Here is a 13,441-nt window from a genome sequence, read left to right as displayed (position 1 = left end):
TTTTTCAGGACACTGTGTCTCACGGCATGTGAATAACCCATAATTCGCCTCCTCTACTTGAGGCGACATCTATGTTAACACTTAGGGGAGGCTATAAATGAATCGGTAAAAAGGATGAAAAAATCTTTTGACCAATTGCTTGGGTAAAAGATTTTTTCATCAAGTCGTCTTTCGGGCTGGGATACTACACTACGCCTTGCTTGATCGAGCCGCAGATCGTCCAAAATCAATACCTCTTCTTTTTCATCAGCTTGCGGGCATCTCTAAAAAGTCGAATACTCCTCTGAAAATCACCTAAAAAACTTTATTAATACATCTGTAAAATCGCTTACACACTACAATTCTCACTAATTCAGCTACCTCATAAGACTTTTTAGAGATGCCCTTGCATCTATAACCCCATAGCCAGTCGGCCTGCTTTGCAGCAAGCCGCCCGGCTTCATCGCCTTCCCTCATCCCGTCGGCACCCGCGCTTTTTCAGCTTCACTTTCCGAAGAATCTTCTGTTGCGCCCGGAGCGTTTTGGGCCGGGGTCGGTGGGCTTGTGGGTTTGTGGCTGCTTTGGTTTCGGCTCCTGATGCCCGACATTGCCTTTCTTCGACGGGGCGGGCTTCGGCTTTTCCGCCTCAAAGTTCACCATCGGAAACGGATGATTTTCGATGACCGGGATTTTCCGCGCGATCAGCTTTTCGATGTCGCGCAGGAACTCCTTCTCCTCGGCGTTGCAGAAGGAGTAGGCGGCTCCACGGTTTCCGGCCCGGCCCGTTCGGCCAATGCGATGCACGTAGGTTTCCGGGATGTTGGGCAAATCGATGTTGATCACATATTCGAGTTCGTCGATGTCTATTCCCCGCGCGGCGATGTCGGTGGCGACCAGCACTCTCGTTTGCCTCGTCTTGAAGTTGCCGAGCGCTCGCTGCCGGGCGTTTTGTGACTTGTTGCCGTGAATCGCCTCTGCGGCGATGTTGTTGCGCACCAGGAAACGGGCCACCTTGTCGGCGCCATGCTTCGTTCGCGTGAAGACCAGGGCGCTTTCGATTTTTCTGTCCTGAAGCAGGTGAGCCAAAAGGCTGTTCTTGTTATCGCGGTCAACGAACAGAATCTGCTGGTTGATGATCTCGACGGTCGATGAGATCGGGGTGACGCTGATCTCTTTCGGTTTATGCAGAATTGCGGCGGAGAGTCTGACGATTTCGGGCGGCATGGTGGCCGAGAAGAAGAGCGACTGGCGCTTTTTCGGCAAGGCCGCCAGCACTCGCTTGATGTCGTGGATGAAGCCCATGTCGAGCATCCGGTCGGCCTCGTCGAGCACGAAATACTCGATGTCCCGCAAGTGCAAATGGCCCTGACCGATCAGGTCGAGCAGGCGGCCCGGCGTGGCGACCAGAATATCGACCCCACGGATAAGCCGCGCGGTCTGCGGATTCTGGTTGACGCCGCCGAAAATCACGGTGTTCGTCAGGCCGGTATGGCGGCCATAAGCGGTGAAGCTTTCGCCAATCTGGATCGCCAGCTCCCTGGTGGGGGTGAGCACGAGGCAGCGGATTTTGCGCTTTTCGCCGTGCAGGCGGCTCTGGTGAAGCCGTTGCAGCACGGGCAGGGCGAACGCGGCGGTTTTGCCGGTGCCGGTCTGGGCGCAGGCAAGCAGATCGTTGCCTTCGAGAATGACCGGAACGGCTTCGGCCTGTATCGGGGTTGGGGAGCTGTAGCCCTCTTCGGCGAGAGCTTTGCGGAGGTGATCGATGAGTCCGAGAGCGGAAAAGGGCATAGCAAGCAATAAAGTTGATCGAATATAGGGGGGCAATCAATGTAGCATCTTTACGCTGAAAGCCAGCCACTTATCTTCATGAAATGCGTGAGCGGCGTGACGTTCGTAGCGCGGGTCGTGACTATCGGGCTGATGGAGCGAGAGGGCCGGGAGAATTTGATGCCTTTGCGGGGGATTTTCTTATCTTGGCAATCTGTTGGCGCTTCCGGGCGGGAGTCCTCGGCTCCGGGCTGCTTTCGCGCCGCAAGTCGAAACATTTCGTGACGATAAAATCTACTGAGGAATGAAACAATCCTGGCTTTGGGTATTGCTGCCGTTGGGCGTGGCGCTGACGGTGTTTGGTCTCTTTTTTGCGCTCTTTTTCGGACGGTTCATCGACGGCAATCTGCTGTTCGCGCCGTTCGCGCTCTTTGCCCTGTCGCTCGCGGCTGGCTCGTACGCCGCCGTCAGGGTATTTCGTCTTGGCTGGAATCTTTCGACCATCGTCAGCGGCATCATTGCGCTCGTCGCCTTGCTTGCCGCCATTGCTGGCCTCGTCCTTGAGCTTCAGGGCATGAGAGTCGGCGCGCTCGTAACCAGTGTTCTGACCGTTACCGGCCTCGGTGTTCTCTTTGTGTCGAATGGCATGGATGAAGTTTCGGTGGCCCGGAGAAAAAAGGGTGAACTCTCCGCCGGGCCGACCGAGTGGGCCGACCGGATCGAGGCCATTGGCCGCCGCTGCATGAAGCCTGAGCTGCGAACCAAGGTGCTGCGGCTTGGCGGCGAAACCCGGTTCCTGACTGCCGGTTCCGGCCAGTCGGATAATATGATGGTCAACCAGAGCATCGCGCGAGCCATCGACGAACTTTCGGAAGCGATCAAGCTGGGCAACGAGTCAGCCGCGCTGTCGATGCTGCCGAACATCAGGAGTCTGTTCGCGCAGAGGGAGAACCAGTTAAAGCCGTAACCGGTGAGGAGCGGCCGGGGTGAACTGAATGCGCGCTTCGCCAGTAGGGCGTGACGAAATCCCGTTTTCCGGATGACGACAAGAGGCTGTTTCGGTTTGATGCCGGAACAGCCTCTTGTCATTTCTGTCGGCATCCCGGAAGCGCTGAATGCTTCCCGCCAGCCTCCGGCTCGCCCGGTTGATCTCGCACTTCTCGCCGGTTTGGCGGTTGACTCCGGAAGCGGCTTGATAGTCATAACTAATGAAATATCATGGTGTTGCGCATCGATTGATCTGGAAACAGCGGTACGCTGCGGCGTCTGGCGACGGTTTCGTGAAACGGCTCATTTTTTGTTATATTCCGTGACAAAATTTCGACGAATCAACCTCCGCTACAGGCATGACTTACCGGAACTTCTCCTCATCCATGTTCAGGTTTTCCTCCATTCTCGCCATATTCATGCTGCTTGTCACGGGGTGCGCAGGCAAAAAAAAGGTGACAGAAAGCAATCCCGATGCGTACAAGGTCGGCCTGGTGTTTGACGTTGGCGGGCGGGGCGACAAGTCGTTCAACGATTCGGCCTACAACGGGCTGGAGCTTGCCAAACAAAAGCTCGGCATACAGTTCGATTACATCGAGCCATCGGGCGAAGGGGCCGACCGCGAGGCGGCGCTGAGGCAGATGGCTGCCGATCCCGATATCAAGCTGATTATCGGCGTCGGTCTTCTGTTCACCGACGACATTACGGCTCTTGCCAAAGAGTTTCCCGACAAGAAGTTCGCCTGTATCGACTACAATCCGCAGCCGGCCGGAGAGATTCCGTCGAATCTCTCCGGCATCGTTTTCGAGGAGAAAAAGGGTTCGTTCCTTGCCGGAGCACTGGCGGCGCTTGAATCGAAAACCGGCACTATCGGCTTTATCGGCGGTATGGATTCCAACATCATCAGAAAGTTCGAGAGCGGTTACCTTGAGGGCGCCAGGTATGTCAAGCCCGACATCAAGGTCATCACCAACTTCATCGGCATGACCGGCAGCGCCTTCAACGATCCCGCCAAAGGCAAGGAGCTTGCGCTCGGCCAGTACAGCCGCGGGGCGGACATCATCTACCAGGCCTCCGGCGCGAGCGGCATGGGCGTGATCGAAGCTGCGCGTGAATCGAACAAGCTCGTGATCTGCACCGATATGGCCCTGGAGTGGCCCGCTCCGGCGAACATGCTGACCAGTATCAACAAGGCGGTCAACAAGGCGGTGCTGACCACCATCGACGAGGCGATGCATGGCAAATTCGAGGGCGGAAAACAGCGGGTGTTCGGTCTCGACGACCGCTACACCGATTACGTCTGGAACAGCGATACCGAAAAACTGATTGATCCGTCCGTGCGCGAGCGCATCGAGTCGATCCGCAAGGATATTCTCGGCGGCAAGATCAGGCTTCAGGAGTAAGGCGCCGTCAGCGAAAAGGGGGTTCGCCCGGCAGATCGCGTCTTTCCGGGTTCCATCCGGTAAACCATCAGTTCTTCAATACCATTCTGCATTTGTGAGAAAGAAAATAGTCGTCACCGGAGGCACCGGGTTTATCGGGTCCCGTCTTGTCCACAGGCTTGCCGCCCAGGGAGAGGATGTTCATGCGCTGGTCAGGCCCAGTTCCGACCTGGCCTCCCTCAAAGAGTGCATCGATAACATCACCCTTGTTTTCGGCGATGTCACCGATCCCTCTTCGGTTTTCAAGGCTATCGAAGGCGCTGACGAGGTCTATCACTGCGCCGGAATCACCTACATGGGCGACCGCAAAAATCCGCTGCTTCAGAGAATCAACGTCGATGGCACCAGCCATGTGCTGGAGGCGTGCCGCCGCGCCGGGGTCAAACGGGTGGTGCATGTGAGCTCCATCACGGCGGTTGGCATCAGCGGCCCGAATCGCAAGTTCAACGAGGAGAGCCGCTGGAACTTCGACATGATCGATCTCGAATACGCCCGCACCAAATACGCCGCCGAAGAGATCGTTGCCGACGAAGTAAAAAAAGGGCTGGATTGCGTGATCGTGGTGCCGGCGTTCGTGTTCGGCGCGGGCGACATCAATTTCAATGCCGGTCGCATCATCAAGGATGTTTACAAGCGCAAGATGCCGTTCTATCCGATGGGCGGGATTTGCGTGGTTGATGTTGAGATCGTGGTCGATTGCCTCATCGCCGCCATGCAGAGAGGGCGCACGGGCGAGCGCTATATCGTTGGTGGCGACAACGTTTCGTTCAGGGAGCTTGCCCAGACGATCATGCAGGTCACGGGCGTACACCAGAGTTCTTTCCCGCTGCCTGTCTGGGCGGCTCATGTGATCAGCTTTTTGCTCCGCTTCAGCCGGGGGCGGAATAAAATCTCGAAGCTTTTCAACATAACCATGTTCACTGTGGCGTCGAAATTTCTCTATTTCGACTCATCGAAGGCGCAACTGGAACTGGGTATGCGATACGAGCCGTTTGAAAAGAGTATCCGCCGGACATTTGAATGGTACCGCGAGCGCGGTATGCTGAAATGAGGTGAGCCGTCCGGCAGCAAAGCATCGTTGGTTCTCGCCTCTCGTTTCAAGCCATAACTGACAGATTCCAAATCCAAATCGTCATCGAAATCGTGTCTGGAATCTTAGGCTTCGATTGCGATCCGGATTCCAATGGCAATGAAGCTGCGCAAGACTCGATAATCGGCAGCCTTCTGACTTTCTATCATTGACTACGCACCGTCGGGTTTTCGTGTCTGTCAAAGAGCCATCAACCCTTCATTCATCGAAAGGAGGATCGCGCCATGCAAACTACCACTCCGTCGAACACCATCGTCGAACGGGTTGCCGTCGATCTCGGCAAATATCCGCCGTTCGACCGTCTCGGCGCCGATAAAAACCGCGAAATCGCTGCCTCCCTTCTCGTGGAGTATCACGAGGAGGGGGAGATGCTCTTCAGGAAAGGGGACGAACTCGGCGGCTTTTCCTATATGGTGATGAAGGGGGCGGTGCGCCTGTTCGACACCATCGATGGCGAGGAGATGCTGGTCGATCTGTGCGACGAGGGCGATCTTTTTGGCGTTCGCGCAATCTTTGGAACCAGCACCTATCTGCTCTCGGCGCAGGTGGTCGAGGAGAGTCTCTTGCTCGCCATTCCGGTCGAAACGATCAAAGCGCTGGTTCAGTCGGAGCCGGTGGTCGCGGCCTTCTTCACCGGCGCGATAGCCAGGAGCGTGCAGCACATCGAGCACTCGCTTTCCGAGGCCATCGACCTGCGCAAAAGCGGGTCGGATGCGGGCATCAGAAGCCTGCTCGCCAACGATGCGCTGGTGGTCGATCAGGTGCGAAATGTTATCACCTGCGCCCCCGATATTCCGATCCGAGAGGCGGCCAGGATCATGTCCGATAACAATATCGGTTCGATCATCGTCGCTTCGGCGAACCGCCATCCGCTCGGGATCATCACCGACACCGACCTGCGCAAAAAGGTGGTGGCCGTGGCCGGGCCGGTCAACGAGCGTCCGGTGAGCGACATCATGACCAGCCCGGTTTACACGATCACCGCCGGAAAGACGGTGGCCGACATGATGATGCTCATGGTGCGCGCCAAGCTCCGCCACTTCTGCATCACCGAGGACGGCACGGCGAACTCTCCGGTTACCGGCATCATCTCCGAGCACGACATCGTCACCTCCGAGGGGGTGAACCCCGCCGTGCTGATGAAGGCGATCACGCAGTCCGAGAGCGTCGAGCAGCTCGTACAGGAGCGGGAAAAGGCTGAAAAGCTCCTGCGGATGTACATCGCCCAGGAGGTGGCGATCCACTTCATCACCAGCATCTTCACCGAACTCAACGACGCCCTGATCGTCAAGGCGATAGAATTTTCGGTTGCCGACATGAAGCGGGAGGGGATCGAGCTGCCCGCCGTCGAGTTCTGCTGGCTCTCGCTCGGCAGCGAAGGGCGCAAGGAGCAACTGCTCCGCACCGACCAGGACAACGCGATCCTCTTCCGCGATCCGCCGGACGAGGTGTCGCGCGATTCCGTGCAGCGGGCGTTCCTCGAACTCGGCAAGCGGGTCAGCGCGATTCTGGTCGCCTGCGGCTTCACGCCTTGCCCGGCAGAGATCATGGCGAGCAATCCCGACTGGTGCCAGCCACTGAGCGGATGGATGAGCTACTTCCGCAAATGGATCGGCACGCCGGAGCCGAAGGCGCTGATGAACTCGACCATCTTTTTCGATTTCAGGCCGGTTTTCGGCAGCACGTCCCTCGCGCTCGAAATGAAGCGCGAGATCAACGCGGAGATCGAACGAGGCCGGGGATTCCTGCAATTCTTTGCCAAAAACGCCCTCCAGAATCCGCCGCCGCTCGGCTTTTTCCGCAACTTCCTGGTCGAGAAGAGCCGCGAGCACGCGCACGAGTTCGACATCAAGGCGCGCGCCATGATGCCGCTCTCCGACGCAGCCAGGGTGCTGGCGTGTGAATTCGGCGTGAACGATTTCCTCGGCACGGTCGAGCGTTTCCGGCGCATCGGGCAGTTGCTGCCGTCGTTCCGGGAGCTGTCCGAAGAGGCAGCGCAGGCCTACGAATTCCTCATGCGCCTGCGCACCGAGCGCGGCTTGGCCGAGAACTCGTCGGGGCGATACATCGATCCGGAACACCTCAACAAGATGCAGCGGCAGGAGCTGCGGAATCTCTTCACCACCATCGGCCAGATTCAGAGTATGCTGAATCTTCGCTACCAGCTCGACTACATCCGTGCTTGAGTTTGCCCGCAAAATGCAGGTGTCGCGGCGCTGCAAGAAAGGTTTGCTGCCGGAGCGGGTCTGCCGCTATGTCAGCCTGTTCGACCATCCGTTACGGCGCGACACGCCGCTCGACGAAGTGCGTTTCGTCATTTTCGACACCGAAACCAGCGGCTTTGATCTCGCCAGCGACAGAATACTTTCGATTGGCGCGGTAGCCATGAAGGGCTCGAAGATCGACATTGCCGACTCGTTCGAGGTGCTGCTTCGCCAGGAGGCGATTGGTGGCAAGGAGGCGATCAGTGTGCACGGAATTCTGAAACGGGAACTCGTAGAGGGGCTGGATGAGGATGAAGCGATCTGCCGTTTTCTTGACTATCTCGGCAACGGAGTGATCGTGGCCCATCACGCCGATTTCGATATCGGGATGGTTGGCAAGGTGCTCTCCCGTCGATACGGCATGAAGCTTTTCAACGAAGCACTCGATACGGCGAGTTTCGCCAAGCGACTCGAAAAGGGGCCGTACTACAACCTCGCCCACAAAAGCGGAGAGTACCGGCTCGACAACCTCTGCGCCCGCTACGGCATCCGCCTCCACGACCGGCACACCTCATCCGGCGACGCCTACCTCACCGCGCAACTTTTCCAGCGCCTGCTCGCCGTCGGACGCAAAGCGGGCATCGACACCGTCGGGAAGCTGCTGCTGAAGTGAAGTGAGGGGGGGAGGGAATCCGGATCAGTCGGATTTTGACGACAGGCGGCAGAGCAGCATCATCCTCGGCGAGGTAGCCTCGTCGAATGCGCTGCTATCATAGTTTCCGACGATCTGTTCAATGCGAAACCCTCCGGATTCGAGTAACGACTTCGCCTTGTCCGGCGAGTAAAGCCGCACCGATTCACTGAAAGAATGCTCCTTGCCGTGCTCGTCGCAGAGGGTGATCCGCTTGGTGACGTGGCTTTCCGAGAGGGTGCGCTCTTCGATAATCGAGAGCGTTCCGGCGTTGCGTTCGGTGCGCGGTTTGAAATTGTGATTCAGTTGCGCGGGATTGATGAGGTCGAGCACGTACCAGCCACTTGGCTTGAGCAGTGAGGCGACACTGGCGATGACCTGGCGATCTTCTTCGGCGCTCTCGAAATAGCCGAAGCTCGAAAAGAGCTGGGCGACCAGGTCGAAGCAGCGCTCGAAGCGGATCGCGCGCATGTCCTGTCGGCTGAACTCCATCTCGATTCCCTCAGCCGTCGCCTGCTCTCTCGACTGGTCAAGCAGGTAGGATGAAAGGTCGTTGGCGGTGACGCGAAGTCCTGCGCGGGCGAAGGCGAGGGCGTGACGGCCAGCGCCGCAGGCGACGTCGAGAACTGAGATTGGAGGCTGTTGGGCTGGATCGATGCCGGTCAGGTCAAGAATGGTACGAACACAGCGGTCAGCCTCTTCGGCGTCGCGGTGATGGTAAACCTTGAGATAGAGAGGATGGTCGAACCACTCTTCGAACCACTCCCGGGCGTTGCAGTCCCGGGAATGAGGTTGGCGGTCGCTCATGGAGTGAGGCGAGGCGAAAAAAAGCGGTCAGCAGGTCGGGGTTACTTGCCCTGGCCAGCCATCGCTTTTTTCAGTACGTCGAGATCGTTCTCGCCGTTAGGAATGCGGACGCTCTTTTCGACAAATTTCCAGGCGTTGGTTTTTTCGGATTTCACCGAATAGACCAGCTTCGCCATTTTGAAATCAACTGCGCCTTTTTTCTGCTTGTCACCGAACGTTTGTTTCTTGGCCATGGGTCGTGAATATGAAATGCTTTGGGTTGACGCTCAATATCAGATTCTTTTCAAAAGAAATCGAAAGTAAGAAAAATAGCGTTAACAAAAAAGATAAAAGATCGTTACCTCTGACTGTAACGCTATAAAACCTCAAATCCTGATCGAAACCGGATTCGATTTCGATCAGGCGTCCTTCATTTCAATTGATGATGAGCTTGCCGTTGTGGTAGATGCCGAGCGCTTTGCCGCGGAGTGTGCGGCCCATGAACGGCGTGTTTCGCGACTTCGAGCCGAAATCGGCCTCGCTGACCGTCCACTCGCGCGCGGGATCGATGATCGTGAGGTTGGCTTTCTTGCCCGGCTCGAAGAGGATCGTCTCCAAACCCATGATGCGTCTTGGGTTGGTCGAGAGCAGCTCGATGACTCGCGAGAGGGTAATGACCCCTTTCTCCACCAGTTCGGTGATGGTGAGGCCCAGCGAGGTTTCGAGGCCGATGATGCCAAAGGCCGCCTGGTCGGGCGGGCACTCCTTTTCGTGCCGGGCGTGCGGCGCATGGTCGGTGGCGATGGCGTCGATGGCGCCGTCTCGCAGTCCCTCGATGAGGGCGTCGCGGTTTTCCGTCGAGGGGAGCGGCGGCTTCATGATGTAATTACCCTTCTCGCTCGCGGCGACCAGATCGTTTTCGGTGAGGGTGAAGTGGTGCGGCGTCACTTCGCACGTCACCTTCAGCCCAGCGGCTTTGGCCTTGCGCACCAGCTCGATCGACGCTCCGGTGCTGATGTGCGCCACGTGGTAGCGCGGCTCCGGGATGGCTCCGTTGAGCTTGTGTTTTTTCAGCCAGGCGATGAGCTGCAAGTCGCGGGCGATCATGATCGGCTCGGCAACTTCGGGAATGCCCTTCAGGCCGAGCATGGCCGAAGCCGCCCCGCCGTTCATGATGCCGCCGGAGGTGAGGTGCTTGTCTTCGGCGTGCTGGATCAGGAGCAGATCGAAATTGGCCGCGTATTCGATGGCCAGGCGCATGATCTTTGTGTTCTGGATCGCCGTGCCATCGTCCGAAATCGCCTTGACGCCATACGAGGCGTATTTGCCATACGGAGCGAGCGCTTCGCCCCGACTTTCGACGCTCATCGCGCCGATCACCTCGATCTGGATCGGCAATCCGGCGCTGTGGTGGCGGATGTAGGCCACGCCAAGCGGACTGTCGATGACCGGTTTGGTGTTCGGCATGAGCGCCACGCCGGTGAACCCGCCAGCCAATGCGGCGGCGGAACCGGTTTCGAGCGTCTCCTTGTACTCCTGTCCCGGCTCCCGGAAGTGGCAGTGCATGTCGAACAGGCCGGGCGCGAGTACCTTGCCCGCGAGATCGATGACGTTATCGCCATCGATCGACGGAATCGGTTCGCCACCGGTCGTGACCGCTTCGATGAAGCCGTCGTCGCCGATCTTCATCGAGCCGACGGTATCGAGATTTTCAGCGGGATTCAGGAGTCTTGCGTTCAGAAACAGAGTGCTCATGGTCGGGGAGTGAATGGTTCAGGAAACAGTCGCCTGAAGCGATACGAGTGAAACTGGCTGCGAATTGACGCCTGCGGTTTCAAGCGAAACGTCGAGGCGGTCGCCGGGTCGGACGCTTCCGACGCCCGCCGGAGTGCCGGTAAAGATGAGGTCTCCCGATCGCAGCCCGTAAATATACGATAAATAATGGACGAGGTAAGCTGGTGAAAAGCTCATTTCCGAAACCTTCGAGTGCTGCTTTCGGTCGCCGTTCAGCCGGAGCGAAACGGCGAGTTCCTCCCACGCGCCTGCCGAGTCCGGAGAGATAAACTCCGAAACGAGCGCGCTCTGGCGGAACCCCTTGCATTTCAGCCAAGGATTTCCAGCCTTTTTCGCTTCGAGCTGCACATCGCGCAGCGTCATGTCGAGCCCGGCGGCGTAACCGGAAATGAGTGCCGGAGCGTCGGCAAGCTCCACGCAGTCGGCATCCGCGCCGACCAGCAGCACCAGTTCGCCTTCGTAGTGAAGGCTTGCGCTGACCGGTCGTCCCTCGAATTGCGGAATCGAGGTATGGCCGTCAGGGGAGAGCGCCGTGCCGGGTTTCATGAAAATGATCGGCTCCTCTTCATGCAGCGGTTCGGGCTTGCTGGTCTCCCATGTAGCCATTTCGCGGGCGTGATCGGGGTAGTTTTTGCCGACGCAGTAAATCGAACGATGCTCGGCCAGTTTTGAGTGAGCTGAAAACGTTTTCATGCTTTTGAAGTGTTTACATAAAAAATGTTTTTTGTCCGCAAGGAAAAATATACTTCATAGTTATACTTCTCATGGGGAGGATAGGGTCAAGTCAGTATATTGTTGATATATTATGTTCGAGATAATCAAGGTGTTGCTTTCTTTGCATAGTCTCATGAATTCGTCATGGTTCCGTCGTTTGGCGCGGTGTTTTGAGTATTGTCGAGTAGTTCGCTGGTAATTTCTACCTGAATCCCGCCTCATAGTTAAAATTTTATTCCTGATTTCTATGAACAAAAAAGAGCCAAACCGTGACCGGCAATCCGGAGCTGCGAATCCGGAGAAGAAAACCGCCCGGGCTCTTGAGCTGCTGCTCAGATCGGTTTCGGAGTGGAATTGCTACCGAAAGGAGCATCCCGATGAGGCTGTGGAGTTCAACAAAAAGGATTTCAGTGAGATCGATCTTTCGGGAGCCGATCTGAGCGGCGGCTCCTTCAAGGCGGCCAATTTCAGCGGCGCGAACCTGAGCAACGCGATATTCCGGGATGCAAAACTGAACGGAGCGAACTTCGTTGGCGCGGATTTGCGGCAGACCGATTTTTCAAACGCCGATATCTGTGGCGCCAATCTGATCCGCTCAGATTTGAGCGGCGCGAATCTGGACGGCGCCAATCTCAGTATGACCGACCTGAATCATGCAAACCTGAAGGGAGCGCTTCTCACCCAGTCCAGGCTCAACGGCGCCAACCTCAACGAGTGCGATATGCGTGAGGCGATTTTGAGCTGGGCCGATCTGTCCGGGGTTGGATTGAGTATGGCCAACGCGGGCGAGTCTGATTTTCATGATGCCAGGCTTGGCGATGCCGATCTTCTGGGGGCGGATCTCCATGATTCAGATATGCATGACTCAGATATGCACGAGTCTGATCTCAGGGATGCCAATCTTCATCACGCCAATCTTCACCATGTCAATCTTCATCACGCCGATCTGAGCGAAGCCGATCTTGGCGAAGCTGATCTGAGCGAAGCCGATCTTGGAGACGCCAGACTTCGCTGGACCAATCTTAAAGGAGCGAATCTGAGCGGCGCTGATTTCAGCATGGCGAACCTGAACGGCGCCAATCTGGTGGGGGCCAACCTCTGCGGCGTCGAGTTTACGGGCGCTAATCTCTGCGACGCCAATCTCGGCGGGGCCAATCTCGGTCTGGCCAATTTCAGAGGCGCGGAACTGAGCATGGCCAACCTCGCCGAATCGGAGACTTTTCACACCAGCTTCGTGAATCTCGATCTCCGGCAGGTCAAGGGACTCGATACGATCAATCACCGGGGGCCGTCGGAGGTCAGCATCAGCACCCTGTACCGCTCGCAAGGGCAACTCTCCGAGGCCTTCATGCGCGGCTGCGGCGTACCCGAAGGCATGATCGATCACGTCAGGTCACTCTCCGGCAACACGTTCGATTACCTCTCATGTATCATCAGCTACAGCTCGCGGGACAAGAAATTTGTCGCACGTCTGTACGCCGATTTGCAGAAGGAAGGAGTCCGGTGCTGGCTTTGCCCCGACACGCTCAAAAGCAACCGCTATCTCGACCAGCACATTGACCGCACCAGTCAGTGCTGCGAAAAGATGCTGCTGATCGTATCCGACACCAGCATGAAGGGGGAGTGGCTGAAAAATACGATTTTCAACGGTGTGCAGCGTGAATCAAGAGAGGGGCAGCGGCTGCTGTTTCCGGTGAGTCTGGTCAGGGAGAGCAAGTTCGAAGAGTGGGATTTGACCGATCACGAGAGCGGGCGAAATTTTGGCCGGGAGCTGAAGAAACATTTCATTCCCTCGTTTTATGGCTGGGAACATGATAACGACCTCTATCTCCGGGAGCTGAACCAGCTCGTCGCCACGCTGAAATCGACCGATACGGGGCGTTCCTGCCAGTTGTGATAATCTTATCGGCGCCCGGCTTTCGATACGCACAGCAAAAAGCCCTTTACAACCTGGTGGCGTAAAGGGCTTTGTTGTTCAATCAGTCTG

At 57.1% G+C, this 13,441-nt stretch carries 11 protein-coding genes; 6 read left to right on the top strand and 5 right to left on the bottom strand.

All coding sequences use genetic code 11. The features are described 5' to 3' along the window. Nucleotides 1–483: 483 nt before the first annotated feature. Entirely contained in the window at nucleotides 484–1,767 is a 1,284-nt protein-coding gene (locus EST62_RS07385; protein ID WP_129051463.1) for a DEAD/DEAH box helicase, read from the bottom strand. A gap of 283 nt (nucleotides 1,768–2,050) precedes the next feature. On the opposite strand from EST62_RS07385, the gene EST62_RS07380 reads away from it, so the two are divergent. From EST62_RS07380 to EST62_RS07360, 5 genes are all read left to right on the top strand, one after another. Continuing rightward, nucleotides 2,051–2,713: a hypothetical protein gene (locus EST62_RS07380; RefSeq protein ID WP_129051462.1), complete on the top strand. Its 663-nt coding sequence runs from the start codon at nucleotides 2,051–2,053 to the stop codon at nucleotides 2,711–2,713. Nucleotides 2,714–3,092: 379 nt separating this feature from the next. Further along, nucleotides 3,093–4,136, top strand: coding sequence for a BMP family protein (locus EST62_RS07375; RefSeq protein WP_129051461.1), 1,044 nt, complete (start codon nucleotides 3,093–3,095; stop codon nucleotides 4,134–4,136). A 94-nt stretch (nucleotides 4,137–4,230) separates the two neighbouring features. Continuing rightward, nucleotides 4,231–5,226 (top strand): SDR family oxidoreductase, encoded by a 996-nt coding sequence (locus tag EST62_RS07370; protein WP_129051460.1) that lies wholly within the window; start codon nucleotides 4,231–4,233, stop codon nucleotides 5,224–5,226. 263 nt (nucleotides 5,227–5,489) lie between these two features. Continuing rightward, nucleotides 5,490–7,451, top strand: a complete 1,962-nt coding sequence (locus EST62_RS07365; RefSeq protein ID WP_129051459.1) for a DUF294 nucleotidyltransferase-like domain-containing protein — start codon at nucleotides 5,490–5,492, stop codon at nucleotides 7,449–7,451. Beyond that, nucleotides 7,444–8,142: a PolC-type DNA polymerase III gene (locus EST62_RS07360; RefSeq protein ID WP_129051458.1), complete on the top strand. Its 699-nt coding sequence runs from the start codon at nucleotides 7,444–7,446 to the stop codon at nucleotides 8,140–8,142. Before EST62_RS07365 ends, EST62_RS07360 begins: the two co-directional genes overlap by 8 nt. A 24-nt stretch (nucleotides 8,143–8,166) precedes the next feature. Here the strand turns inward: EST62_RS07360 and EST62_RS07355 are convergent, their stop codons facing one another. The 4 genes from EST62_RS07355 to EST62_RS07340 all read right to left on the bottom strand — a co-directional run bounded on the left by EST62_RS07355 (nucleotide 8,167) and on the right by EST62_RS07340 (nucleotide 11,433). Beyond that, on the bottom strand, nucleotides 8,167–8,967 hold the full coding sequence (locus EST62_RS07355) for a bifunctional 2-polyprenyl-6-hydroxyphenol methylase/3-demethylubiquinol 3-O-methyltransferase UbiG (protein ID WP_129051457.1): 801 nt from the start codon (nucleotides 8,965–8,967) through the stop codon (nucleotides 8,167–8,169). A 41-nt stretch (nucleotides 8,968–9,008) separates the two neighbouring features. Continuing rightward, complete coding sequence (locus EST62_RS07350) at nucleotides 9,009–9,200, bottom strand: hypothetical protein (RefSeq protein WP_129051456.1); 192 nt, start codon at nucleotides 9,198–9,200, stop codon at nucleotides 9,009–9,011. 181 nt (nucleotides 9,201–9,381) lie between these two features. Next, the gene (locus EST62_RS07345) at nucleotides 9,382–10,701 is read right to left on the bottom strand and encodes a dihydroorotase (protein WP_129051455.1); all 1,320 of its coding nucleotides are present in this window, start codon (nucleotides 10,699–10,701) and stop codon (nucleotides 9,382–9,384) included. A gap of 18 nt (nucleotides 10,702–10,719) precedes the next feature. Further along, nucleotides 10,720–11,433 carry a fumarylacetoacetate hydrolase family protein gene (locus EST62_RS07340; protein WP_129051454.1) on the bottom strand — a complete coding sequence of 238 codons (714 nt, stop codon included), beginning with the start codon at nucleotides 11,431–11,433 and terminating at the stop codon, nucleotides 10,720–10,722. A 268-nt stretch (nucleotides 11,434–11,701) separates the two neighbouring features. Here EST62_RS07340 and EST62_RS07335 point away from each other — a divergent pair, with 268 nt between their 5' ends. Then, nucleotides 11,702–13,351 carry a toll/interleukin-1 receptor domain-containing protein gene (locus tag EST62_RS07335; RefSeq protein WP_129051453.1) on the top strand — a complete coding sequence of 550 codons (1,650 nt, stop codon included), beginning with the start codon at nucleotides 11,702–11,704 and terminating at the stop codon, nucleotides 13,349–13,351. Nucleotides 13,352–13,441 lie beyond the last annotated feature (90 nt).

The sequence above is a fragment of the Chlorobaculum sp. 24CR genome, assembly GCF_004118635.1.
In the GTDB taxonomy this organism is placed as follows: Bacteria; Bacteroidota; Chlorobiia; order Chlorobiales; family Chlorobiaceae; genus Chlorobaculum.
The sequence above is the reverse complement of the archived record's forward strand: the minus strand, read 5'-3'. Positions and strand labels throughout refer to the sequence as shown.

Excerpts from the sequence above, each read along its gene's own strand:
- EST62_RS07385 (WP_129051463.1), bottom strand. The coding sequence starts at position 1,767 with ATGCCCTTTTCCGCTCTCGGACTCATCGATCACCTCCGCAAAGCTCTC.
- EST62_RS07380 (WP_129051462.1), top strand. The coding sequence starts at position 2,051 with ATGAAACAATCCTGGCTTTGGGTATTGCTGCCGTTGGGCGTGGCGCTG.
- EST62_RS07375 (WP_129051461.1), top strand. The coding sequence starts at position 3,093 with ATGACTTACCGGAACTTCTCCTCATCCATGTTCAGGTTTTCCTCCATT.
- EST62_RS07365 (WP_129051459.1), top strand. The coding sequence starts at position 5,490 with ATGCAAACTACCACTCCGTCGAACACCATCGTCGAACGGGTTGCCGTC.
- EST62_RS07355 (WP_129051457.1), bottom strand. The coding sequence starts at position 8,967 with ATGAGCGACCGCCAACCTCATTCCCGGGACTGCAACGCCCGGGAGTGG.
- EST62_RS07350 (WP_129051456.1), bottom strand. The coding sequence starts at position 9,200 with ATGGCCAAGAAACAAACGTTCGGTGACAAGCAGAAAAAAGGCGCAGTT.
- EST62_RS07345 (WP_129051455.1), bottom strand. The coding sequence starts at position 10,701 with ATGAGCACTCTGTTTCTGAACGCAAGACTCCTGAATCCCGCTGAAAAT.
- EST62_RS07340 (WP_129051454.1), bottom strand. The coding sequence starts at position 11,433 with ATGAAAACGTTTTCAGCTCACTCAAAACTGGCCGAGCATCGTTCGATT.
- EST62_RS07335 (WP_129051453.1), top strand. The coding sequence starts at position 11,702 with ATGAACAAAAAAGAGCCAAACCGTGACCGGCAATCCGGAGCTGCGAAT.